Raw genomic sequence first — 25,275 nt, forward strand, 5'->3', positions numbered from 1 at the left:
TTATTTCAGAATTTTTTTCAGATCAGGTCTTAGTCTGCTTTTGTAAACAGAATGGGCATGTTCTTTTATGCGTCCTTTACGAAGTCGTTTTTGTTCTTCTTCCGGAAGGTTAATAATCACTTTACATTCGGGAGTACAGCAACCCTCAAAAGCTGTCTTACACGACTCGCACTGAATAAATAATAAGTGACAATCGTCATTGGCGCAGTTAACGTGTGTATCGCAGTGTACTCCACATTGATGACATGTACTAACAATTTCATGGCTTATTCTTTCACCCATTCTTTCATCAAACACAAAATTCTTACCCAGAAATTTATTTTCTAAATTTTCAGTTTTTACTTCTCTTGCATATTGGATGATGCCGCCATAAAGTTGATTTACATCCTTATAACCATGATGCTTAAAATAGGCACTTGCTTTTTCGCAACGAATGCCGCCTGTACAGTACAATAAAATTTTATTGTCTTTATTGTTCTTTGTCATTTCAATTGCTTGTGGTAGTGCATCTCGAAATGTATCAGCATCGGGCTTTAAAGCATCTTTAAAAAAACCTACTTCACTTTCGTAGTGATTACGCATATCAACAACAATGGTTCCCGATTGCTGCATGGCCTCATTAAACTCTTTAGCAGTAAGATGATTACCCACATTTGTTATATCAAATGCATTGTCGTTTAAACCATCAGCAACTATTTTTGATTTGATGCGGACAATAAGTTTGTAGAATGACTTGCCATTATCTTCAACAGCAATTTTGAGTGGCATGTTTTTGAGCAGAGGTTGTTCTTCAAGATAATTTTTAAAAACAGCCCAATTGTGCTCAGGAACACTGATTTGAGCATTAATACCCTCGGCTGCAACATATATTCTGCCGAATATGTTTAATGCTTCGAAGTCGATATAAAGTTGATTTCTGAAATTTTCAACATCCTCAATATTAAAATATCTGTAGTAAGAAACAGTTTTTCTATTGAATGTTTCTTCGGAGAGACGCTGTTTGAGGAGTTGCTTACTTACAAGGTTTCGTAATTGCATGTTACGTGTTGTAATTAAACAGTTAGATATAATGATTAACCTTCTTTGGTTTCTTTTTTCTTGATTTTGCTGTAAAAAAAATAAAAGCCTGCACCAACCATAATATATGGAACAGCCATTAAATAAAGTATTCCTTTATTGAGACCTTTACCTGCTTTGTATCCCTGTTCAACGCTGCTTTCTGCACCGGCCCGGCAAACACTGCATTGTGCATTTACATTTTGAAAGGTAAGTACAGAAAAGAATATAATTAATAAAATTAAAAGCCGTTTCATATTATACTGTTAGCGTTCGTTTTACTGCAACCTGCTCATAGCCTTCAATGATGTCGCCTACTTTAATATCATTGTACCCTTCTATGTTCAATCCACACTCAAAGCCGGCAGAAACTTCTTTTACATCATCTTTAAAACGTTTAAGTGATGCCAGTTTGCCGGAATAGGCTACAATACCATCACGAATAACTCTGATGGCAGTATTTCTTGTCATTTTTCCATCAAGTACCATACAGCCTGCAATGGTTCCAACTTTAGGTATCTTAAATGTTTCACGCACTTCAATATTGCAGACAATTTTTTCTTCAAACTCTGGAGCAAGCATGCCTTCCATAGCCGCTTTAATTTCATTGATAGCGTCATAAATAATGCTGTAAAGCCTTATTTCAATCTCTTCTTTTTCTGCAAGTTTGCGGGCATTTACTGAAGGACGCACCTGGAAGCCAACAATGATGGCATTTGATGCTGATGCTAAAAGAACATCAGATTCTGTTATGGCACCAACTGATTTGTGAATAACATTAACCTGTACTTCTGCTGTGGAAAGCTTAAGTAATGAATCGGCAAGAGCTTCAATAGAGCCATCCACATCACCTTTTACAATTACATTTAGTTCTTTAAAGTTTCCAACGGCCAAACGTCTTCCTATTTCATCAAGTGTAATATGCTTGTGTGTACGAATACCTTGTTCGCGCTGCAACTGCAATCGTTTGTTGGCAATTTCTCTGGCTTCTCTTTCATCATCCATCACGTTAAACTGATCACCGGCTTGTGGCGCACCATTAAGTCCGAGAATCAAAACCGGTGTTGCCGGTCCCGCATTGTTTCTCTTGTTTCCACGCTCGTTGAACATTGCTTTCACACGTCCGCTGTAACATCCAGCAAGAACTACATCTCCAATCTTCAATGTACCGGATTGAACCAGCACCGTTGCAATGTAGCCTCGCCCTTTATCTAATGATGATTCTACAACGGTACCAATAGCATTTTTATTTGGATTGGCTTTAAGATCGAGTAACTCCGCTTCAAGCAAAACTTTTTCAAGTAATAGGTCAACATTCAATCCTTGTTTAGCACTTATCTCCTGCACCTGAAATTTACCTCCCCAATCTTCTACCAATATATTCATTTTAGACAGCTGTTCCTTAATTTTTTCAGGATTAGCTCCCGGCTTATCAATTTTATTTATTGCAAAAACAATAGGAACACCTGCTGCCTGTGCATGGTTTATTGCCTCAATGGTCTGTGGCATTACACTGTCATCTGCTGCAATTACTATAATGGCAACATCGGTAATTTTTGCACCGCGTGCACGCATAGCTGTAAATGCTTCGTGACCGGGTGTATCAAGAAAAGCTATTTTCTTACCACTGTCAAGTTGCACTTCATAAGCACCTATATGCTGTGTTATTCCACCGGCTTCTCCGGAAATAACATTCGTTTTTCTGACATAATCCAACAAAGACGTCTTTCCATGATCTACGTGACCCATTACAGTTACAATAGGTGCACGTGGCTTCAAGTCTTCGGGCTTGTCTTCTACTTCTTTAATGGCTTCCTGTACTTCTACTGAAACGAATTCAACAGTTGCACCAAACTCTTCGACAACTACACTAAGTGTTTCTGCATCTAAGCGCTGGTTGATGGATACAACCATACCCAGACTCATACAAGTTGATATAATCTGATTAATAGGTACACCAAGTAACTTCGACAATTCGCTGGCCGTTACAAACTCGGTTACTTTAATCACTTTCTTTTCGTTGCTTTCCTGCTCTAGTTGTGATTGTAATTCTTCCTGAGCTTGTTCGCGTTTAAGTTTTTTAAGTTTAGATGATTTTGACTTTCCTCCACCACTTAGCCTTGCTAATGTAGCTTTAATCTGATCTTGAATTTCCTTATCGGTAACTTCAGGCTTTGCTTCGGCCGGTTTATTACGGAAATCATTCCTGCGTTTAAAATCACCATGTCCTCCACCGGGCCTTTGTCCACCACCTGTTCGTGGCGCATTACCCTGATGCGGTTGGCTGCCGGTTTTTCCAATATCAACCTTCTTATCTTTTCTTTTTCTCTTTTTCTTCCTGTCGTCTTCAGATGATGTGGCAACAGGCTTTTTCTTTGGCGGATCAACAGGCAGGTTTATCTTACCTAAAATAGTTGGCCCTGTCAACTTCTCCCGATCCGTTCTGAATAATTCTGGGGGCGTTGTATCTTCAGTTTTTGGTTCGGTTTCTGAAGTAACAGTTTTGTCGGTTTGTTCAACAACGGGTGTATTGTCAATAACAATTTCAGGTTGTACCTCAACAACTGAAACAGGTTCCTCATGGGTTACTGCCGCTACTTCATCAATTTGTTTTACTTCTTCCTCTTCTTTTTTCTTAGTTGTTTTCTTTTTCTTTGGTTCTTCTTCTATAGCCGCTTCTTCTGCTTTTTTCTTTGCTGTAGTTTTCTTTGGTTCTTCAGCAATGCTTTCCTCTTTCTTGGTGGTTTTTTTCTTTTTCTTGTCTGTACTTTCAAGATCTATCTTACCCTGAATTTTCGGACCCTCAAGCTTGTTGGCTTTAGCTTTAACAACTTCAGGCTCTTTTGTTTTTTCTTTTGGTGCAGCCGGTTTTTCTACTTCTGCAACAGGTGCAGGTTCTTCTGCTTTAACAGTCTTTGACTTAGTTGTTTTCTCTGTGTTTTCTTTTGCCTTTGCTGTAGTTTGTTTTTCTGTTGCTTGTTGTTTTATACTAAGTAGTTTATCAACCAACTCATCATCAGTTTCCGATTCAGAACCGGATTTGCCGGAATCATCTTTTACTTCAATGATGGTGTTTTCGCGTTTTTGTTTTTCGCGTGTAATTTCGTTGGCTTCCTGACGTGCATGCATATCAGGTGCAAACTCTTTCGTCAGCAGAAAAAAAGCATCAGCACTGATTTTGGTATTAGGGTTCTTTTCCACTTGAATTCCATTCTTATTCAGAAATTCAATAATGTGGTCAATACCCACACCCAAATCTTTGGTGGCTTTACTTAAGCGTACGTCTTTTTTCTCGTCTGACATTAAACAGTCTGTGTTTTAATATTTATAGCAGCATGCATATAGGCTGCAAATTTAGCTTATTCAAACTCTTCATTCAGGATTCTTACAACTTCACGAATAGTTTCTTCTTCAAGGTCGGTGCGTTTTACCAAATCGTCAATAGAGATGGCAAGAACATCTTTAGCAGAGTCACAACCAATTTTTTTGAACTCTTCAATTATCCATGGTTCAATTTCATCAGTAAACTCATCCAAATCAACATCTTCATCGTCCTCAACGTCAGAATCACGGTAAACATCAATTTCAAATCCGGTGAGTTTACCCGCCAACTTAATATTGTTACCTCCTTTACCGATGGCTAATGAAACCTGATCGGGTTTCATATATACAGCTGCTTTTTTGTTTTCGTCATCAAGCTTTATTTCCGCAATTTTTGCCGGGCTTAAAGCACGCTGAATGTAAAGAGATAAATTGTTTGTGAAATTTATAACATCAATATTTTCGTTGCGTAATTCACGAACAATGCCATGAATTCGCGAACCTTTCATACCTACACAGGCACCAACAGGATCAATTCTGTCATCATAAGACTCAACAGCAACCTTGGCACGTTCTCCGGGCTCGCGAACAATGTTTTTTATTGTAATTAAGCCGTCAAACACTTCAGGTACCTCAAGTTCAAACAAACGCTCAAGAAATACCGGTGCGGTGCGTGATAAAATAATTTTTGGGCTTCCACCTTGCATTTCTACTCGAAGAACTACGGCTCGCACAGTATCACCTTTTTTAAAGAAGTCAGCAGGAATCTGTTCATTTTTTGGTAGTGATAGCTCATTACCTTCATCATCAATTACCATGATTTCTTTTTTCCAAACCTGATAAACCTCACCGGTAACTATTTCACCTACACGATCTTTGTATTTCTGATAGATGGATTCTTTCTCAAGCTCCATAATTCTGGCTACTAAATTCTGACGTGCAGCAAGTACAGCCCTGCGACCGAAGTCATCAAGAAGAATCTGTTCTGTAACATCTTCACCAACTTCAAAGTCCGATTCAATTTTTAGTGCATCGCTTAAAGCTATTTGTGTGTTTTCATCTTCAACCATACCATCTTCTACAATGGTTCGGTTTCTGTACATTTCCACATCACCTTTATCGGTATTGATTACAACATCTATATTGTTGTCTTCACCAAATTTTTTTCTGACCATAGCACGGAATACGTCTTCCATGATACTCATTAGTGTAGCACGATCAATGTTTTTGGAGTCTTTAAACTCACTGAATGATTCTATAAGGACGGCATGATCCATTGTATTGATGTATTATTTAAATTCTAATTTAGTTTCTTTTATAATTTGCATTGGTAGGGTAATTGTAAGTTGTTTTTCAACCTTTTTTCCTGCTATTTTTTCTTTAAAGGTTTCCTGCAGTTGCAATTCCTGATCATTGGCATCAACAAGAATTCCGGTATGTTGTTTTCCATCATTAAGAAGAATTTTAACTGAACGGCCTATTCGTCTTTTATATTGACCAAGCACTTTCAGAGGTTGGTCCATTCCGGGAGAACCTACTTCAAACTCTTTATTTTCAAACACTCCTGATGACTCCATCTCTTTGTATAGATAACGATTGAGTAATACACATTCATCAATAGTAATTCCGGCAGGTTTGTCAACTAAAACAGTTATTTTGCCCGGTGTAACCTTTAAGTCCACCAAAAACAAGTCCTTGTCTGTAATATAGACTCTTATTAATTCATGTATTTGCTCTGCAATCATCTTTAATGTGTACTGAATAAAAAAGGGGACATTGTCCCCTTCACTTACCTAATACGTGACAAAAGTATAAAAAATTACTAAATATAAAATGAAAAGTATATTTTTACCATTGATAATACCTTAAATCAAATTTCTATGGCCGACAATCTAAACTTAGAAAAAGTTCTTTTCTTAGATATTGAAACAGTTCCACAATTTGAGTCCTATACAAGTTTAACAGGAATTGGTAAAGAATTATGGGATAATAAAGCGCTTAATCTGAAGAGGCATGAAACGGATTCAGCAGAAAGTTTGTATCCAAGAGCAGGTATATATGCAGAATTTGGTAAGATTGTATGTATCTCTGTTGGGTGGTTTGCACTTGAAAGTAATAAAAGATATTTTAAGGTTAAATCTTTTTATAGTGATAGTGAGGCAAATTTATTATTGAAATTCAGAGAGTTATTGGTAAATCAATACAATAAATCGTCTCATTTGTTATGTGCACATAATGGTAAAGAGTTTGACTTTCCTTATTTATGTAGAAGGATGCTCATAAACAAAATGAAAATTCCTGATATTTTAAATATTGGAGGTAAGAAACCCTGGGAAGTGCAGCATTTAGACACAATGGATATGTGGCGTTTTGGAGATTACAAAAGTTATACACCCTTGAAATTGCTTACACACATTTTAAATATTCCCAGTCCTAAAGACGAAATTGATGGTAGTGATGTCTGGCATGTTTACTGGCAGGATAAAGACCTTAAGAGAATTGTAAATTATTGTCAGAAAGATGTGGTAGCTGTTGCAAGATTACTTCTTGCCTTTAGAAATGAAAGTGAATTGAAGGAATCGGAGATAGAAATTATTGATTAATTGTTTTTTCTGAAAACATAAATCAGACTGGAAAAATTCCCTGTGTAGATGGCTGCATGCAAATTTGAATGAATACCTCTGTAAAGTGCATTAGTAAGTTGTATTGCTTTTGATGATTTTGCTTTATAGCGTTCACTTAGTAATGAAACATAAGTGGAGTCAAATAGCATTGGCTTTTTATAGAGTAAAGTAAAATTAAATGATTCTATTAGTGTTGTTAACGTTTCAGGTGTAAAATGATAAAGGTGTCTTGGCACATCATAAGCAGCCCAAAATTCTTTATAATATTCAGCATCTTTAGAAGCCGCATTTGGCACTGCAATAATGAGAACACCGCCTCTTTTTAGGGATAGTTTAATGTGGGTTAATGTTTCTTTAAGTGTGTGGACATGCTCTAATACATGCCAAAGTGTAATACAGTTAAACTCTTCAGTATCAGTATTGTAAAACTCTTCAATGGGATGCAAGTCAGTATTAAAAGCCTCTTTAGCAAGATTGATGGCCTCCTGTGAGGGCTCAAATCCTTTTGCATGGAAACCAGATTTTAAAAGTGCTTTCACAAAATAACCATTGCCTGCACCCAGGTCGGATATTGAAGAATTTTGCGGTATAAGCTTTTTAACCAATCTAACTTTTTGATTTACAGCGATATTCCTAATAATAGGATATAGCTTATCAATAACGCCCTTGCTTTTATTGGTATGAGAAACATAGTCATCAGACTTATAATAAGCGCCTATTTCAGCAGCATCGGGCCTTGGTGATGTGAATAACAATCCGCATCCAACACATTGATTAATAGTGAAATATGATCCAGAATATCCAAAATCTTTACAGGCTAAGTATTCAATTTTATTATTAATCCCACAGGAGGGGCATTGATTGAGTATTTCCATTAAGGGGCAAAAATAAAAAAAGACCACCAACAGGTAGTCTTTAGTTTCACGTGAAACAGCAATTTTATTATCGTCCTAAATAAACCATTAAAATAGATATGTCTGAAGGAGAGACACCGCTTATTCTAGAAGCTTGTCCCAATGTCTGTGGTTTAACTACAGAAAGTTTTTGACGTGCCTCAGCACTCAAAGATTTTATTTTATTGTAATTGAAATCTTCGTGTAAAACGAGATTCTCCAATTTATTTAATTTAACGGTATGTTCAAACTCTTTTGCAATATAGCTTTCATATTTCATAGCTATTTCTGCTTGCTCAACGACTTCATTTTTTAACTCAGGTGTTATAAAGGATAGTTTTTCAGATAATACAGAAGAATAACTTATTAGATCCGATAAACTTATTCCCGGACGATTTAAAACCTGTATAATTTTTACTTTTTGAGAAAGTTCTGCAGACTCTTTTGAATTAAGGTAGCTATTTATTTCCGTGGGCGAAATACTTTCAGCTCTGCAAGCTTCAATTATTTTGTTTACAAAATCTTTTTTTACTGTTACACGTGAAAATCTTTGAGCATCGGCCAAACCAATTTGATGACTTACTGGTGTTAACCTAATGTCAGCATTATCTTGTCTTAAAAGTGTACGGAATTCTGCGCGACTTGTAAACATACGATAAGGCTCATCGGTTCCTTTTGTTACCAAATCATCAATAAGCACACCAATGTAGGCGTCAGAACGTTTTAAGATGAAAGGATTTTGATTATTAATTTTTAGATGGGCATTTATTCCGGCAATCAAACCCTGGCATGCAGCTTCTTCATAGCCGGTGGTTCCATTTATTTGTCCTGCAAAATATAGGTTCTCTATTTTTTTTGTTTCTAAAGTCAGGTTTAATTGAAGAGGAGGAAAATAATCATATTCTATTGCATAGCCGGGTCTGAACATTTTTACGTTTTCAAGTCCGGGTATTTTTTTAAGCGCAGCATATTGTACTTCTTCAGGCAGACTGGACGAAAAGCCATTAAGGTAAATTTCTACTGTATTCCAACCTTCAGGTTCAATAAATAACTGATGACGGTCTTTATCTGCAAACCGATTGATTTTATCTTCAATGGAAGGACAATATCTTGGTCCTAGTCCTTGGATTCTACCGTTGAACATGGGCGATTTCTCGAATCCGGTTTTTAAGATATTGTGAACTTCTTCATTGGTGTATGTTATGTGACAGCTTCGTTGCGAAGAAAGTGGTTGGGTATCTGTGAAGGAGAATTTACCCGGGTTTTCATCGCCTTTTTGCTCCTCTAATTTTGAATAGTCTATGCTACGACCATCTAGTCGTGGAGGCGTACCTGTTTTCATTCTCCCACTTACAAAACCTAAACTTACTAATTGTTCTGTGATGCCTGTAGCAGCTTTTTCTCCGGAACGACCACCGCCAAAGCGTTTTTCACCGATGTGAATAATACCATTTAGGAAGGTTCCATTAGTAAGTACCACTGCTTTGCATCGTACTTGATGTCCCATACTAGTTACAACCCCCTTTAGCTTATTATCTTCAATTATTAAGGCACTAACCATGTCCTGCCAGAAGTCAACATTAGGCGTGTTTTCAAGCATTTGTCGCCATTCTGAAGCAAATAACATTCTGTCGTTTTGAGTACGAGGGCTCCACATGGCAGGTCCCTTAGAGCGGTTAAGTATTCTGAACTGTATGGCAGATTTATCGGAGATTATTCCCGAATAGCCACCTAAAGCGTCAATTTCACGAACAATTTGCCCCTTTGCAACACCTCCCATAGCAGGGTTACAACTCATTTGTGCAATGGTTTGCATGTTCATGGTAATTAATAAAACACGGCTACCTATATTGGCAGCAGCAGCAGCAGCTTCGCAACCGGCATGGCCAGCCCCAACCACAACGATATCGTACTCTTGGATCATATATAGGCACATTTAAAAACCAAAACTTTCGGTTTCACGTGAAACATTTAAAATATTGTAGAATTAAATTCGTAAACCCTTTTAAATCAAAAGGTTCGCAAAGATAGGTATTTGTTTTCTGCCAAGGTCATTTTTTGTTTGTCGGCAGGCTTTTTATCACTATATCCACATAAATGAAGTACACCGTGAATCATGACACGGTGTAACTCATCCTTTGTGCTGTTTTTCAATAATTTAGCGTTTTCTCTGACCCTGTCAATACTGATAAAAATATCACCAGAAATAATAGTATTTTCAGAATAATCAAAGGTGATAATATCTGTTAATGTTTTGTGATTCAGATATTTTACATTCATTGAATGCAAAAACGCATCAGAGCAAAAAATAAAATTTAAGATACCCTGTTTTTTGCGGAGCTTTTTAACACACTCCACCACCCAAGAAGAGATATCCGCTTTGCCATTTAAACGGAATTGTACATCTTCCTTAAAAAAATTCACTTCAGGTTTCATCATTTAGCTGTTACAGGAGGCTCCATAACAGCCTTGCATTGCTTGCAAGTTCTTTTTTCTAGCGAATTATAGAAATCGTTCATCACTACAGGTAATTGATTTACAATATCTTTTAATGGGAAAAACTCTTCATATAGTTTGTGATTACATTTTTCGCAAAACCACATACAGGCATCCATTTCATCAGGTTTGCGATAGCGCTCTATTACTAAACCAATAGTGTTTGCGCCTCTTTGCGGACTGTGTGGCACACGTGGTGGTAATAAAAACATTTCGCCTTGTTTGATTGGAATATCAACGGGTTTTCCATCTTGTATGGTTTTTACCACAATATCTCCTTCTATCTGATAAAACAATTCTTCTGCATCTTCAAAATGATAGTCTTTTCTTGAATTTGGACCTCCAACGATCATGACAATAAAATCTTTATTGTCTATGTAAACTTGTTTGTTGCCTACAGGAGGTTTTAACAGATGACGGTTTTCTTCAACCCACAGCTGAAGATTAAAAGGTTTGCTGACTGCCATAGTTTTTTAAATTGAATTTATTTTTGAAATAGATTGTTGAGTTTCTTCGATACTTCTTCGGTAAACTCCTGTGCTTTTGTGCCAAGGTCTTTTGCCGAACTTTCAAGATCATCCTTTAAAGTTTCAAATTTTTGTTTTACACCGTCAGATAAATTTCCTCCCGTAAGAAGAATGTCTATTTGGTTATGTAGCAGATAGGGCAATTTTTCTTTTAGTGCAGCTGAGACAGCTTCTATTGCTTTGGTAGCTTGCTCCTGATTAATATTAGCAGCCTTGCTTACCTGATCAACGATTGGATTTGACATGATTTTTTGTTTTTTTGTTTTCCAAAGTTATGGTAAAAAAATGTTTATCAAATTAAGTCAGGTACATTTGCACTATGAATCTGGATTTAACGCATAAAAAAGCCCTTGTTTGCGGTAGCACACAAGGCATTGGTAAAGCAGCGGCAAAAGAACTTTGCCTTCTTGGTGCCAAGGTTGTGCTTTTGGCAAGAAATGAACAAAAACTTAAAACAGTAGCTTCGGAGCTAAACACATATAGTAAAACGGAACCAGAATATATTGTGGCAGATTTTTCTGATCCTGAAAATTTAAGAAAGCAAGTTCGTGAATACATAAATAAAAATGGTGGGTTCAATATCTTAGTCAATAATGCAGGCGGTCCTCCGGCCGGAAATATTACCGATGCTACAGCAATAGGTTTTATTCAAGCATTTAAAGAACATCTTATTTGCAATCATTATCTGGCACAGGAATGTATGGCCGGCATGAAGGAGTTGGGCTATGGAAGAATTGTTAATGTAATCTCAACTTCGGTGAAACAACCGATAAAAGGACTTGGTGTTTCCAATACCATAAGGGCCGCAGTAGGTAACTGGAGCAAAACCATGTCAATAGAACTGGCACCATTCGGTATAACAGTAAACAATGTTTTGCCCGGTGCAACACTCACAGCACGATTGGAACAGATAATTGCAGATAAGGTTGAGAAAACAGGAAAATCAGAAAGGGAAGTTATTGAATCTCTAACGACAGAAATTCCTGCCAAACGTTTTGCCAATCCCGAAGAGACAGCAGCTGCAATTGCATTTTTAGCTTCTCCAGCAGCAGGTTATATTAACGGTACCAACGTGGTTGTTGATGGTGGCCGTACTGCATGTCTGTAAAATTATTGATAAAGCAGAAACTTGATTTTATTTAAAATTTGATCGTTGTTTAATGGTCTCGCTAAAGTATCTGTAGCACCGGCATTGAGGCATTTATCTTTTTCCTGAGCATCAGAGCCTGACAGAACAGCCAGTACGGGTATATTTTTGTACTGAGCAGTTTTGCGTATTTCGGCAATAGCATCAATTCCATTCATCACCGGCATCATGATATCCATTAATACAATATCAACATGAGGATTTTTTTCAAGTTTATTTATGGCTTCTTTTCCATCATAAGCACATATAAGATTTGCTCCTGCATTTTCAATTAATGTTGTTAAGGCATAGATGTTTCGCAAATCATCATCTGCCATCAATATGGTTTTTCCGCTTAATGATGACTCGTGAAAAGTATGCTCAACAATGGCTTCTTTTTGCGGAATACCGGCAGGCACCTGTAACTGATTCATTACTTTTTCGAGCTGCTTTTTATTTAAAGGCTTTCGGTGGTGTGCTGTTATATTATACTCACTAATCAAAACTTCTGTAGGCTTAAGTTCACTGATAATATGGATAGGAATTTGACTAAGTTTTTTCTCCGAGCGGATACTGTTAAGTAAACTTCCTCCATCAATATCAGGCAGATTATGGTCTAAGATAATGACATGTGGTTGATATTTCTTTGCAAGTAAAATTCCTGTTTCACCATTCTGTGAAGCAATTGCTTTATAGTTAAAAATATGGCAGTAATCTATTAATGTTTTAAGGAATGCAATATCTTTTTCGAGAATTAAAATTACCTTGTCGAATGGTGTGATGAAATTTCTGTCATCGGTAAAATCATTATCAGGAAAATTTGAAACAATGGTATTGATTAATGGCAATTCCTGTTTAATATTTTGCGGTTTTTGTTGCTTAGTTTCTGCTTGTGTGATGACTTTCTTTACAGGATTGTCATTTGTACTTTCACAGGATGCAAAAAATGGAATAAACACAGTAAACGTACTTCCTTTACCCGGGGTACTCTGTAAAACAATTTCACCACCGAGAATTTGAACAATTTCGCGACTGATGGTTAGACCCAACCCTGTTCCACCATATTTTCTACTTGTACTGTTATCAACCTGCTTAAATGATTCAAATACCTGTTTCTGTTTATCAACAGGAATTCCAATTCCTGTATCTGTTACACTTATTGCAATAATATCTTCTTCAAATTGGAGATTATGAATCCTGCAATCTTCTGTTGTTGCTTTTCTGAAATCAAGACTAACCAGCCCGTTTTTATCGGTAAACTTCAAAGCATTGGAAATAAGATTTTTTATTACCTGCTCCAAACGCAACTTGTCGCTAACCATTTCCGGATAGCAGTCATCCCACACTTTTACCTCAAAGTTTATCTGCTTTTCGTTTGCATACTCTTTAAATAACAGGTTAATATCGTTAGCAACAGTTTCGATATTCATTTTTTCAAATACAAACTCCAGTTTACCGCTTTCAATTTTTGAAATGTCAAGAATATCATTGATAAGCATTAATAAATCGGCCCCCGACTTGTGTATGACACTTGCATGTTCAATTTGTTTGTCGGTGAGATTTTTATTTTTATTTCCTGCAAGTAGTTTTGCAAGAATCAAAATGCTATTTAGTGGTGTGCGAAGCTCATGCGACATATTTGCAAGAAATGCCGATTTAAACTTATTGGTTTGCTCAAGCTGTGTTGCTTTAAAGGCAAGGGATTGACGTGCTTCTTCAACGGCAAGGCTTCTTTCTTCGAGCAGATGTGCTTTAATTTCAAGATTTGCATTGGCAGCTTTCAGTTCTTCCTGTTGCTTTTCCAATTCTTTTTGTGACACTTCCAGCTCTTCAGATTTAATTCTCAGGTTATGATTTACCTGTGCCAACTCTTGTTTTTGTGTCACCAACTCTTCTGATTGAATGATACTTTCTTCAAGCAATTCTCGAGTGAGAGCATTGGAGTACACGGCATAGATACTTGCTGATACGGGTTCAATAAGACGATGTAAATAGTTTATTCCTGAAGCACTGAGTTTGTTTAACGAAGCAATTTCCATAGCACCAATTACACGACCGGATGCAAATAGTGGCATGACAAAAACAGAACAAGGCATGGACTTGTTTTGGTTGTCTTTACCAACTTCAAAAAGTAAACTGGTTTCTAATTTTTCGTTATTTTCAATACATTTCTTTACCAACTGATGTTTGATCCATTCTAAATGCAAATCGCTAAGGTTTTGGCTCCTGCAATACATTCCTTTTAAATCAACCTCAGGCAGAAACTCTTCTTTAAGTTCTATAAGAAAAACGGTTCCATGACATGCTCCTGCATATTCAACCACCTCTTTAATCAGGTTGTTGCAAAGTACATGCATGTCGAAGGTATAATCTTTATTTAAAACACTAATTCGCTCAAGACCTTCTGAAATCCATTTTTGCGAAGCATCTTCATCACTGGCAGCCTTTAATTTGCAACGCATGTCAAGAAGTGCTTTCCCCTGAACATCATTTTCGCTTAAGGGCACAAAGTGATAATCAAAATTTCCATGACCAATATTGTTGGCAAACTCTGCTGTACGATTTAATCCGCTTACATGTGCTTTAAGTGCATCTATCATTTCGCCAACAGCATTTTTTGGTGTTTTAATATTCAATTCAGGAAGTTCGCCTTTTCCTAATTGCAACAAATAGCGTCTGATTTTCATCAGTGGGTTTACAACTTGTTTGTTCAAAAACAAAGTAATAATGATGATGAAGTTGATAATTACCATTGCCAACCCTAAAACAACAGCCATCAGTATTATAAAAGACTGAATCATTTCTTTTTGCTTAGCAGTAGTTTCAGCACGCTTTTTTATGTTGAAGTCGCTAAGTAAGGCAGTAATTTCCTGTACTTGTGGAGTAATTTGTGTTTCTAAAATCTCTACATTATTTTCTGTACTAAAACGAGCCTTTTCTATCAACTGAGATTCAAAATAAATTAAGCGGTCGTATTTTTCGAATAGGCCGATTAATGCAAGCTGTTCTTTTTGTTGCCACGATTCTGAAAGGCGTTTAAGTTCCTTTTTTAGTGCAGGATATTGTGTTTCGTTAATAAACAGAAGCTCACTGATGGCAGAGGTTTTGTTTTTGCGAAAAGCCACATTGGTTGCCTGAAGCCATGAATTATTTACTAATTGTGCAAGATCGGAAATTGCTGATTGAGATGGGGTGGTTACTTCTGCAATTTCAATAGTGATATTTTTGCTTTTGTCAATAATATAGGTGCTAATAAAGGCGTTGGCTAAGGTGATAACAATAAGCATGATAAAAATGAAATAAAGCTTTTTATCAATTTTAAAAGACCATTTATTGGATTGCATTGCTCCGGTTATAAAAAATATTTAAAAATTATACGAGGAGGAGGTGCAAATGGTTACCCTAATGAATCAAAAAATCCCGCTGACAAAGGCGGGATTTTGAGTGAGGTCGCGAGCAGATTCGAACTGCTGTACAAGGTTTTGCAGACCTCTGCCTAGCCACTCGGCCACGCGACCATATTTACTGGCGGCAAATGTAAAAATATTTTGCTTGCAGCAACAGGAATGAAAATAATGAAATAAATGGTCTTAAACGATAAAAGAGATAAACCGGTTACATTAAATTTCAATAACAAATATAGCCTCACGTATAAAACCCTGTACAGGAGGATTGTATTTGGTTATAGCCACTTTTATTTTACTGCAGATTGTAAAACGCTCTTTCATTTTTTGTGCAATGCGGTTGCCAACATGTTCTATAAGTTTTGAAGGAATTGACATTTGTGTTTTAACCATTTCATTGACTTCGACATAATCAATTGTCTGTGTCAGATTATCGGAGTTTGCGGCATTACTCAGGTCGGCATAAAAAGTTATATCCACACAATAACGGCTGCCAATTGCTGTTTCTTGCGGAAGGCAGCCATGATAGGCATAACATTCAATTCCGGATAAAATAAGCTGGTACATAATACAAAATTTTGGGTACAAAAGTAAGTCATTGATAAATGATTCTTTTTATTTAATATCGCCTTTTATTTATGAAATATAAAAATGAAAATTCGTCTTGTTTTATTATTCACCATTATAAACCTTAATCTGCTAATGGCTCAGCAGCCCATAACTTTAAATGTGTCTCAGCCTGATCAAAACTGGCCTAATAGTGTTACTTACCATATTTTTGTCCGTTCGTTTTCTGATGGCAACGGTGACGGAATTGGCGACCTAAAAGGTATTACAGCCAGATGGGAGTATCTTAGAAAATTAGGTGCAGAAGCAATTTTAATCAGCCCTATATTTGCTTCACCATCGTACCATAAATATGATGTAACAGATTACTATAAATTATCACCGGAATATGGGAATATTGAATCGTTTCAATATTTTATTAAAGATGCCCATGCCGAAGGATTTAAGGTGATTTTAGATATACCGCTAAATCATTGCAGCAGCAAACACCCCTGGTTTTTAGAAGCAGCAAAAAACCCGGCAAGTGCAATGCGAAACTATTTTGTGTGGAGTAACAATCCACCTGCAACCGAAAAAGATAAATGGTATTTGCCAAAAGATGAAAAAGGTAATATCATTGGAAAAACATACTACTATGGTTTTTTCAGCCCTGAAATGCCTGACTGGAACTACGACAATGCACAGGTAGTTGAAGAGTCTCAAAAAATATTAAAATTTTGGATTGATTTGGGAGTAGATGGATTCAGGTTGGATGCCGCACAGCATATTTTTAAAGATCACAATAAAAATATTGGCTTTTGGAATATGATTTCGGCTTATATAAAAAGTATTAACAAGCACGCCTTTTTAGTAGGCGAAGTGGACAACTCCTCTGATGTGGTAGCACCATATCTTAAGCCACTCGATGCATGTTTTGATTTTGATTTGTCACGTGAGATTGTACAGTCATTGAAGAATGAGAATGCAAGCAATTTTCCTGTGAGAATGGAAAAAATAATCACACACTATAGTGTTGCAAACAAAGATTATAGAGATGTTATTTTTCTTACCAATCACGATCAGAACAGATTGATGAGTGAAGTTGGAAATAATTTAGACAAGGCAAAACTAGCTGCCAATATTTTATTTACACTCCCGGGAATTCCATACATTTATTATGGAGAAGAAATAGGGATGAAAGGAGAAAAGCCAGATGAGTTTATTCGGGAGCCCATGTTATTTGCTCCTGAAAAAGAAGATGAAATGCGGCCAAATTGGATGAAACCAAAATACAGCACAGATAAAACAGTTGAACCGGCAATTGTACAGATAAAAGAAGATCAGTCGCTATGGAATCATTATTCAAGACTCATTTCTTTGCGCAAAGACAACAGAGCATTGTATTTTGGTCAATTTGAAAACTCATCTTTGAGCAGTAAAAGTATAATAGCATATTACCGCATTTATAATCAAATGCGTGTTTTAATTATTAACAATGTAAGTGCCACAGCCGTTACGCTCACTAAAGAAGAGAAAGACAACTCGCTTGTAAATTCAATTTATCAGACTTCAAAACAAACAATTGTTAAAGGTAACAAAATAACACTGGCACCATACAGTACAATCATACTCACCAATTGAAAGCTAATTAAAACCAATATAAACCCGTGAATTGAAGTAGTATGTAGAGGGTATAGTGAAGTCAAACCTTTCAAAACTATGCTGATGTTTTACAGGTAGAATCGGGTACTAAACCAACTTCAATGCAGATTCTAATCTTTTAATCACCTCGTTTTTACCTAACAGGTCAATCATTGGAAAAAGATCTACGCCTTGTGCTTGTCCGCTAATAAAAACACGAAAGAGTTGAAGCACTTCACCGGGTTTGATATTGTTTTTTTCTGCAGTAGCTTTAAAAATCTGCTCGGTATGCTGACTGCTCCAGTCCTGTAAAGCCATAAATTCATCAGAAAGTGTTTTGAAAAAGGAAATAAAATCCGGTTTCCATTTTTTAGCAATAACGGCCTGATCAAATTCTACCGGTGCTATAAAAAGATAAATCCCTTTTTCGAGCATTTCTTTCTCAAACTGAACACGAGGTTTTAGTAATGCCACACATGCTGAAAGAAAATTATCTGACAGACGCACATCATCAGCACTGAATCCGGTGCGTGATGCAACTGAGGGTTTAATACGTTTTACAATGGCTTCGACAGGTTGTTGCAATAACCATTGTGTGTTGTACCATTTTGCTTTTTCAGGATCGAAACGAGCACCTGCTTTGTGAACATGATCTATAGAAAATGCAGCAATGAGTTGGTTAATATTAAAAATTTCCTGCTCGGTTCCGGGATTCCATCCCAACATGGCAAGCATGTTAACAAATGCTTCGGGGTAGTAGCCATTTTCGCGGTAACCACTCGAAACTTCACCTGTTACAGGATCTTTCCATTCAAGAGGAAAGACTGGAAATCCTAACCTGTCTCCATCGCGCTTACTTAGTTTTCCTTTACCATCAGGTTTCAGCAACAAAGGCAGGTGCGCATAGTGGGGCATTTGCGCAGTTAGACCAAGATAACGATAAATTAAAATATGAGCAGGTGCAGAAGGCAACCACTCTTCACCTCTTATGGCATGGGTTATTTCCATCAGGTAGTCATCTACAATATGTGCTAAATGATAAGTAGGCATACCATCACTTTTAAGCAGCACTTTATCATCTACTAAATTAGAATCAAAACTAACTTCACCACGAATGAGGTCGGTAAAAGTTATAGTTTCATTTTCCGGAACTTTTAGTCTTATAACATAAGGAACATTGTTTGATAGTCGTTCATTAACTTCTTTGATTGTTAGAGCCAATGAATTATTAAGTTTCATTCTTGTTGCACTGCCATAAGAAAATGTTTCTTTTTTTTGTTCGGCAGTTTGACGTTGTTGTTCTAACTGTTCTGCAGTATCAAAAGCATAATAGGCTTTGCCCGATTCAACAAGTTGTAAAGCGTAGCTTCTGTAAATTTCTTTCCGCTCACTCTGTCTGTAGGGTTCATGTTTTCCACCAACAGAAACACCTTCGTCAATAGTAATGCCACACCAGTTCAGTGCATCAATGATATATTGTTCGGCACCGGAAACAAAACGATTCTGATCGGTATCTTCTATTCGTAATAAAAAATCGCCTCCATGTTTCTTAGCAAAAAGCCAGGCATAAAGCGCTGTGCGTACACCACCCATGTGTAACGGGCCGGTTGGGCTGGGGGCAAATCGTGTTCTTATTCTTCGCTGCATAAACTAAATTCTGCTGCAAAGATAATCGAGTAAAAGATTGTGTAGTTTATTTCTTTAGTGAAGTTATACTTGAAGTGAGTTTTTCTTCAATTTTTTTGTAACGACTTAACTGATCAAAATATTCGGGCTTTGTTTCTAACTCTTTTATCTTGTTGGTAACAAATTTTCTGAGTTTACTCAGTGTGTTGGAAGTTTGCATATTCACAAACTTTGAGTTGCTGTTTTTTGCAGCGTCAGTCAAAGCGTCAACCCCTTTTTCAGTTACAACTGGTGAACTGTGTTCGAGGAAGATTCCAAGGTTTTGAATTATTCCCATCTTGCCAAATCCCGAAGCTTTATTTAAGGCTTTTAACATGTAATCGTAATTTTCATCGCTGCCATACTGAGCATAAAGTCCTGAAAGTGTATAAAGAAGGTTATTATTAATATCGTACTCATATTTTTTTAGTGTGGACAACTGCTTAGGATTTTTAGTGATGTAATGTTCTAATGCAGTAGTCATTACATTGTATGAAGAATCGTTTATGGCAATATTATCTAACGAAGAATCATCAAAATATTTATATAAAGTTGACAGTGCAGATTCTCTGACATGTGCTTTGGCATCATTAGTTACCATTTGTTGTAACTTGCTTTTTACTGCACTATCGGCTTTAGCTGCTGCACCTATATTTCTCAAAGCAAGTGTTCTGATGGAAGGGCTTTTATCGTCTAATGCACGGATAATAATTTTTGCTTCTGCGCTATTGCCTTCATATCCTTTTACCAATGCATCAATTGCTTCGTAACGATCAAGAAACAATGGTGCATGTTGGTACTGATACATCCATTCATTATTGGTGTGATTGTCTTTTTTTGCACATAGCAATTGTTTTTCTGCATCAACATTAATCAATTGTGGCTTGCTGTCACAATCAAAAAATAAATATTCTTTTTGTTGAGTAAGTGTCACAGATTCATGTCTTACTTTTCCATTTTCATAAATATCAATAATCAAAGGCAGTTTATATAGCGGTGTTTCCTGTAGGTCTTGTTTCTGTTCGATGATGACGGTTTGTTTTTTCAGTGTATCGTTCCATTGATAGCTGATGTCAAGAATAGGGTGACCCTTAGCAAAAAACCACTGATTGAAAAACCAGTTGAGGTCTTGGCCTGTAACAGATTCAAATGCCAAGCGTAGATTATGAGCTTCAACAGGACTGAACTTATTGTCGTTTAAATATTTTTTTAAAGAAGCAAAAAATGCATCATCTCCAACATATTTACGAAGCATGTGCAGCACACTACCCCCCTTGGAATAGCTGTGCCTGTCAAACATATCTTCACGCGAATTGTAATGAAAGCGAATAAGATTTACCTGTTTGTATTTTGCTTCGGAGAGATACTGGTTTAAATCATCCATGCCGCCTTTATCAGCTTCTTCTCGGCCATATTTATACTCATCCCACAAGTATTCACCATATGTGGCAAAAGATTCGTTTAATGGAATATTGCTCCATGATTCGCAGGTAACATAATCGCCAAACCAGTGATGAAAAATTTCATGTGCTATTGTACCTTCATTAGTGCCATCAAGCAGTTCGCGTTTGGTGCGGTGTAAATACTCACCATAAAGAATGGCAGAAGTGTTTTCCATGGCACCGCTAACGTAATCGTGAACAACAACATTCGATAGTTTTTCCCAGGGATAGTCAACGCCTAATTTGCGAGAGTAGAAATCGAGTATTTCAGGGGTGTTTCCAAAAATGTCCCTTGCATATTTTTCATATTCTGGATCTACATAATAGTTAACATCAATATTGCGCCAGCGATCTTTAACCACCTTAAAATTACTCACAGCCATCATGGTCAGATAGGGTGCAGCAGGCAATGATTGCTTCCAGGTATCAGTTCGTGTACCGTCTGCATTTTTAACGGAGGAGGTCATCAATCCATTGCTTAGTGTTACCAATGAACTGTCAACCGTAATGCTGATTTCCTGCGTCATATTTTGGTTAGGAGAATCAATTGTAGGAAACCAAACGGAGTTGCTTTGTGTTTCGCCTTGTGTCCATACCTGCCGTGGTTTGTTGGGGTCTTTGCCATCGGCATTGATAAAATAAAGCCCTTTATCACTCATAATGGCAGCGCTGCCTCCAATGCTTTTCAACTCATCTGGCTTTGATATGTAGTCAACATATACGGTGTAGGTTTCTGCTCTGTTGTAAAAGCGGTCGAGGTTGATGGTTAAAGAATCGTTTTGATAGGAATAGTTTAATTTTTTTCTCCCGGTGTCTGTTATCAAACTAACATCATTAATGTCCATACCACGGGCATTTAGTATCAATGTGTTTACGTTGGCAAAATAAGGTTTGGCAGTTACTTCGGCAATGCCATATAGGTATTTCTTTTGCCAGTCGAAGCGCACATTAAGTTTGGTATGCTGAAGATCGTTAACTATGGTGTTGCTGGCACGATAACCCTCAAAAGCAGGTTTAACTTCTATCTTAGGCAGGTTGTGTACTTCGGAGGCAGACTTTTGAGTAGTTTTGCAGGAGGATAAGACAGCGAGGGTCATTACCCAAACCCATAGTTTTTTAATTGAAGTCATTGAATATAAAAAATTTTCGGTGTAAAACAATAAAAATTTTAGTGCGAATATGGTTAATTTTGAGTTAAAGCAAAAATGACTTTTTTAGGGAAGCAAATGTTAAAAAAGAATAAGCACAATAGAATGTTCTATTTGTTGGTTGATTTTTACAAAAATATGTTGAAGATTTAACAGACTATGATGTAGGATGTAAAAGCATTGATTGTATTTTTATGAATCTTAAATCAAAAGAACTAAATAGCAATGTCTATTTTTAAAAAGAAGGAACAACGTTTTTCAAAATAATTTTAGAAAACCTGTTTGGTGTTTAAGTAATAAAAATATAACTTGATGCAAAAGAATTCTTTCTACTAAAATTAAAAAATGGAAGTGAGTATTTTTTATTTTAAACTTTCGAAATCAAATAGGGGTATCTTTAATTATCAATGATATTAATTTCAATTAAAAAAAATTGATAATCTTGAAACATCTTAAAAACAGGCTTTAAAATGGTTGCTTCTTATTAAGTTTCTTCAAATCTTCTGTATCAACGGTAATGTGTAAAGTGCCATTATTGAAGTTAGCCATTACAATACTATTATGATTATGGGCGATGCTTTTAATAGGTAAAAAAAGTAGTTCTCCTACTTCCACATTTAAAACTTCTGCAATAATAAATAGAACATTTAAAGTAATTTGTGTTTTATTGTTTTCTATGCGGTTATAAGCAGTTGGAGTAAGTGATAATGCTTTTGCAACTTCAGCTTGTGAAATTTGCTTGGCAACACGTATTGCCTTTATGTTGTTGGCAACCAATTTGTTTTTATCTTTCATGATTAGCGCAAAAATATGCAAATAATTCATTTTATTGCAAATAATGCAGCATTATAGTTAATTGAAATTTTTAGCACGTATGTTTGTTGATAGCTACTGATAAAAGAAAAAATTTCATCGTTTTAAATATGTATGATGGAGTCAAACAAAATCAGATAGAATAATTAATATAGAAAATCAAGTAATAAATAAAATATGAAAAAAATCACATCGTATACTTTTGTAACAGTTTGTTTTTTGTTTTTGACTTTCTCTTGTAATAAGGAAAATAACGATATCAATATATCTAAGAAAGAATGCTTAAAATATATTAGACAAGATATATCTAATGGAAAATACTACCCTAATGAAAAGAATAAATATGATTACAGTTCTGCTAATTATTTTAACTTTTTAACTGAAAATCGCGAATTAATTAATGGAAAGAAAAGTAATGACCCAAGCAACAGAGATGGTATAACTTTGGATGACTATAAAAATGCTATAATTGAGTTTTATGCAGATAAAGGACATGATGCAAATGAAATAAATGAGAGGTTTGTTTATAGTGAAACTCTATTAAGTCAATATCCAAGTTTTAACTATTCAGAAATGTTGGAATCTTATGTTGAACAGAATATTATTCCGTCAGAAGAAAAGGATATCATCATTGATTATGTTGATTATTTTTTTAGTCAAGATGATTATGAAACTCTTCTAAATGTTACAAGCACATATATTTATATTATGTAAACAACAGCGACTTTTCGGAATTTCAGAAAAGAGGAATGTTAACAATTTTTGATATCTTTGTTGAAAATCAAAGATTATATTCAGCAAATGAGCAATTCTCATTTTTACCATTAGTTAATGGAAATCCTCCTATACCAGGTGGGAGACCTAGTAAGGATACAGAATGTGGTGGGCGTATAATTTTAGGTATAGTGGGTGGAGCTATTACAGGAAATGGCATTGGAGCTGTAATTGGTTTTGGTTATGCTTTATTTGAAGATTGGGTGAGTGGTTGTATGGATTAAGTTAATTAATTGAGCACAAAAATGAAATCAATAGTATTTTTATTTCTTAAAAGTTTTATTTTTCTTTCAATACTTTATTTAATTGGTTATTTTTTAGTTTTTCCTGTTTCTTCAATTAACAAAATAGAATTAATGAAGTGGGTATTTTTACCTACAACTTTTCTTTCAACCATTTTGCTATTATTTCATATTTTAATATCAAAAAGAGTGGGAATTACAAATAACTTTTCTTCAAAACAAGAAGGTGTATTATATAAGGAAGTTAATTTGAAAGAATTGTCAGACAAAATCCAAAACAAAACAAATTGGAAATTAATTCATATCGATGGAGGGAAACTTATTTTTAAAAGCCGATTTGATTCATTTAAATCATTTGGCGAATTAATTGTTATTAGTAAAACTCAAAATAAAACTAATATATCCAGTAAACCATTATTCTGGACTACATTGTTTGATATGGGAAAAAATTTTCAAAATGTTGAGCAGATTAAAACATTTGCGCATATACAGGATTAAAATTAACGGCCCAAAAAAACGGTTACAACTCATCAATAATTTTCATCACGCGGTCTGTCATGGCATTACAGTAAACGGCATTAAACTCAAACAACTCTTCTGCTGCATACGATTTTTCAATTTCAGCACGCAGCATAGATTTTGAACGATTGAGTCGTACCTTTACATTGGCAGCACTGATTTGCAACAGTGCAGCAGTTTCTGCAACGTTGAGTCCGTTAATCTCGCGCAAAGCAAAAACCATTCTGTAATCTTCAGGAAGTTTTTTCAATGCTTCTTCTATAATGTTTCCCAGTTCGTGGTTTAGTATTTTTTGAGTAGTGTCGTTGTTGGAATGAGTAAACATTGGTTTTGAATTATCGTTCACGTCTTGTTGTATTTCGTTTTTAAATCCAGCTTTTTCTTTTTTGCGAAAACAGTTGTTCAGCATAATGCGGATTATCCAGGTCTTAAAATTCGAACGTCCTTCAAACAGAGACAGATTTTTATATGCATCTACAAATGTATCCTGCATAAGATCTTCCGTATCTTCGTGATTATAATTGTAGGAGCGTCCAATTTTATAAAGTGTGGGATTAAATCGCCTTACAATAATTTCGTAAAGCGATTTCTCTCCTTTTAATATACGTTCCGCAATTTGTGTTTCGGATAGTTCATTATAAAGTTCCATATTATTGTTTTACAAATTTAGCTAGTTGAGCCATTGAGAAAGCCGATATTGCCATGACCAAATCTCGTACGGCAACATCTACATAATTGAAACCTAAAAGCAAGGTTAGTGCAATAAGTGTTAGCCATGCTGCTACTATTTGCCCACCAATAGCAGGCTTTTTAAATACAATAATACCTGCTACTATTTCAATTACACCTACAATCATCATAAAAGCAGCAGGTGTTAGAGGCAGCATTCCGGCTATTGTTGGGTTGATATATTGTGGCCAATTGGTAAGCAGGTTTGTAAATTTATCTGCACCGGCTACTATCGGAACAACTACAAAGGTGTATTTAAGCAAATTGAAAGTTTGTGTGAGCGATGAATTATTAGTTGTCATAATGATT

The 25,275-nt window shown here is 35.9% G+C and carries 23 protein-coding genes and 1 tRNA gene; 6 read left to right on the forward strand and 18 right to left on the reverse strand.

What is annotated here, in order from left to right:
• From V9G42_02870 to V9G42_02890, 5 genes are read right to left on the reverse strand one after another with little or no spacing between them, the layout of a single operon-like run.
• On the reverse strand, positions 1-1,038 hold the full coding sequence (locus V9G42_02870; GenBank protein MEI2758361.1) for a rhodanese-related sulfurtransferase: 1,038 nt from the start codon (positions 1,036-1,038) through the stop codon (positions 1-3).
• A gap of 35 nt (positions 1,039-1,073) precedes the next feature.
• Positions 1,074-1,313, reverse strand: coding sequence for a hypothetical protein (locus V9G42_02875; protein MEI2758362.1), 240 nt, complete (start codon positions 1,311-1,313; stop codon positions 1,074-1,076).
• A 1-nt stretch (position 1,314) separates the two neighbouring features.
• Positions 1,315-4,359: a translation initiation factor IF-2 gene (infB, locus tag V9G42_02880; protein ID MEI2758363.1), complete on the reverse strand. Its 3,045-nt coding sequence runs from the start codon at positions 4,357-4,359 to the stop codon at positions 1,315-1,317.
• Between the two features lie 56 nt (positions 4,360-4,415).
• The gene (gene nusA / locus V9G42_02885; protein ID MEI2758364.1) at positions 4,416-5,654 is read right to left on the reverse strand and encodes a transcription termination factor NusA; all 1,239 of its coding nucleotides are present in this window, start codon (positions 5,652-5,654) and stop codon (positions 4,416-4,418) included.
• A gap of 12 nt (positions 5,655-5,666) precedes the next feature.
• Positions 5,667-6,122, reverse strand: coding sequence for a ribosome assembly cofactor RimP (locus tag V9G42_02890; protein ID MEI2758365.1), 456 nt, complete (start codon positions 6,120-6,122; stop codon positions 5,667-5,669).
• A gap of 135 nt (positions 6,123-6,257) precedes the next feature.
• On the opposite strand from V9G42_02890, the gene V9G42_02895 reads away from it, so the two are divergent.
• On the forward strand, positions 6,258-6,980 hold the full coding sequence (locus tag V9G42_02895; GenBank protein MEI2758366.1) for a 3'-5' exonuclease: 723 nt from the start codon (positions 6,258-6,260) through the stop codon (positions 6,978-6,980).
• On the opposite strand, the gene V9G42_02900 is transcribed toward V9G42_02895, so the two are convergent.
• From V9G42_02900 to V9G42_02920, 5 genes are all read right to left on the reverse strand, one after another.
• Positions 6,977-7,876: a class I SAM-dependent methyltransferase gene (locus V9G42_02900; GenBank protein MEI2758367.1), complete on the reverse strand. Its 900-nt coding sequence runs from the start codon at positions 7,874-7,876 to the stop codon at positions 6,977-6,979. The genes V9G42_02895 and V9G42_02900 overlap by 4 nt on opposite strands.
• A gap of 67 nt (positions 7,877-7,943) precedes the next feature.
• Entirely contained in the window at positions 7,944-9,818 is a 1,875-nt protein-coding gene (gene mnmG, locus V9G42_02905; protein MEI2758368.1) for a tRNA uridine-5-carboxymethylaminomethyl(34) synthesis enzyme MnmG, read from the reverse strand.
• Positions 9,819-9,904: 86 nt separating this feature from the next.
• The gene (gene ybeY, locus V9G42_02910) at positions 9,905-10,333 is read right to left on the reverse strand and encodes an rRNA maturation RNase YbeY (GenBank protein MEI2758369.1); all 429 of its coding nucleotides are present in this window, start codon (positions 10,331-10,333) and stop codon (positions 9,905-9,907) included.
• Positions 10,330-10,857, reverse strand: a complete 528-nt coding sequence (locus V9G42_02915; GenBank protein ID MEI2758370.1) for a 3-hydroxyanthranilate 3,4-dioxygenase — start codon at positions 10,855-10,857, stop codon at positions 10,330-10,332. The genes ybeY and V9G42_02915 overlap by 4 nt, the downstream gene beginning before the upstream one ends.
• Before the next feature lie 17 nt (positions 10,858-10,874).
• Positions 10,875-11,162, reverse strand: coding sequence for a hypothetical protein (locus tag V9G42_02920; protein MEI2758371.1), 288 nt, complete (start codon positions 11,160-11,162; stop codon positions 10,875-10,877).
• Between the two features lie 74 nt (positions 11,163-11,236).
• Between V9G42_02920 and V9G42_02925 the strand changes: the two genes are divergently transcribed.
• Positions 11,237-12,025: an SDR family oxidoreductase gene (locus V9G42_02925; GenBank protein ID MEI2758372.1), complete on the forward strand. Its 789-nt coding sequence runs from the start codon at positions 11,237-11,239 to the stop codon at positions 12,023-12,025.
• A gap of 2 nt (positions 12,026-12,027) precedes the next feature.
• Here V9G42_02925 and V9G42_02930 read toward each other — a convergent pair whose 3' ends face one another.
• From V9G42_02930 to folB, 3 genes are all read right to left on the reverse strand, one after another.
• Entirely contained in the window at positions 12,028-15,387 is a 3,360-nt protein-coding gene (locus V9G42_02930; GenBank protein ID MEI2758373.1) for a response regulator, read from the reverse strand.
• A gap of 103 nt (positions 15,388-15,490) precedes the next feature.
• Positions 15,491-15,561 (reverse strand) — tRNA-Cys (locus tag V9G42_02935).
• Between the two features lie 102 nt (positions 15,562-15,663).
• The gene (gene folB / locus V9G42_02940) at positions 15,664-16,014 is read right to left on the reverse strand and encodes a dihydroneopterin aldolase (GenBank protein MEI2758374.1); all 351 of its coding nucleotides are present in this window, start codon (positions 16,012-16,014) and stop codon (positions 15,664-15,666) included.
• 84 nt (positions 16,015-16,098) lie between these two features.
• Here folB and V9G42_02945 point away from each other — a divergent pair, with 84 nt between their 5' ends.
• Positions 16,099-17,634 carry an alpha-amylase family glycosyl hydrolase gene (locus V9G42_02945; GenBank protein MEI2758375.1) on the forward strand — a complete coding sequence of 512 codons (1,536 nt, stop codon included), beginning with the start codon at positions 16,099-16,101 and terminating at the stop codon, positions 17,632-17,634.
• A 108-nt stretch (positions 17,635-17,742) separates the two neighbouring features.
• On the opposite strand, the gene gltX is transcribed toward V9G42_02945, so the two are convergent.
• The 3 genes from gltX to V9G42_02960 form a co-directional block, all read right to left on the reverse strand.
• Positions 17,743-19,281 carry a glutamate--tRNA ligase gene (gene gltX / locus V9G42_02950; GenBank protein ID MEI2758376.1) on the reverse strand — a complete coding sequence of 513 codons (1,539 nt, stop codon included), beginning with the start codon at positions 19,279-19,281 and terminating at the stop codon, positions 17,743-17,745.
• Positions 19,282-19,327: 46 nt separating this feature from the next.
• A complete protein-coding gene (locus V9G42_02955) occupies positions 19,328-21,871 on the reverse strand; it encodes a M1 family metallopeptidase (GenBank protein ID MEI2758377.1) in 2,544 nt (847 codons plus the stop codon).
• 483 nt (positions 21,872-22,354) lie between these two features.
• Positions 22,355-22,684: a helix-turn-helix transcriptional regulator gene (locus tag V9G42_02960; GenBank protein MEI2758378.1), complete on the reverse strand. Its 330-nt coding sequence runs from the start codon at positions 22,682-22,684 to the stop codon at positions 22,355-22,357.
• 195 nt (positions 22,685-22,879) lie between these two features.
• Between V9G42_02960 and V9G42_02965 the strand changes: the two genes are divergently transcribed.
• Genes V9G42_02965 through V9G42_02975 form a run of 3 tightly spaced genes read left to right on the forward strand, consistent with a single transcriptional unit; the run spans position 22,880 to position 24,216 of the window.
• Positions 22,880-23,416 (forward strand): hypothetical protein, encoded by a 537-nt coding sequence (locus V9G42_02965; protein MEI2758379.1) that lies wholly within the window; start codon positions 22,880-22,882, stop codon positions 23,414-23,416.
• A gap of 35 nt (positions 23,417-23,451) precedes the next feature.
• Complete coding sequence (locus tag V9G42_02970) at positions 23,452-23,700, forward strand: hypothetical protein (protein ID MEI2758380.1); 249 nt, start codon at positions 23,452-23,454, stop codon at positions 23,698-23,700.
• A 21-nt stretch (positions 23,701-23,721) separates the two neighbouring features.
• Positions 23,722-24,216 carry a hypothetical protein gene (locus V9G42_02975; protein ID MEI2758381.1) on the forward strand — a complete coding sequence of 165 codons (495 nt, stop codon included), beginning with the start codon at positions 23,722-23,724 and terminating at the stop codon, positions 24,214-24,216.
• Positions 24,217-24,238: 22 nt separating this feature from the next.
• On the opposite strand, the gene V9G42_02980 is transcribed toward V9G42_02975, so the two are convergent.
• Positions 24,239-24,886: a sigma-70 family RNA polymerase sigma factor gene (locus V9G42_02980; protein MEI2758382.1), complete on the reverse strand. Its 648-nt coding sequence runs from the start codon at positions 24,884-24,886 to the stop codon at positions 24,239-24,241.
• A 1-nt stretch (position 24,887) separates the two neighbouring features.
• Positions 24,888-25,268: a hypothetical protein gene (locus tag V9G42_02985; GenBank protein MEI2758383.1), complete on the reverse strand. Its 381-nt coding sequence runs from the start codon at positions 25,266-25,268 to the stop codon at positions 24,888-24,890.
• Positions 25,269-25,275: the final 7 nt, after the last annotated feature.

It is taken from the genome of Bacteroidia bacterium (assembly GCA_037045145.1).
Taxonomy (GTDB): domain Bacteria; phylum Bacteroidota; class Bacteroidia; order AKYH767-A; family OLB10; genus OLB10.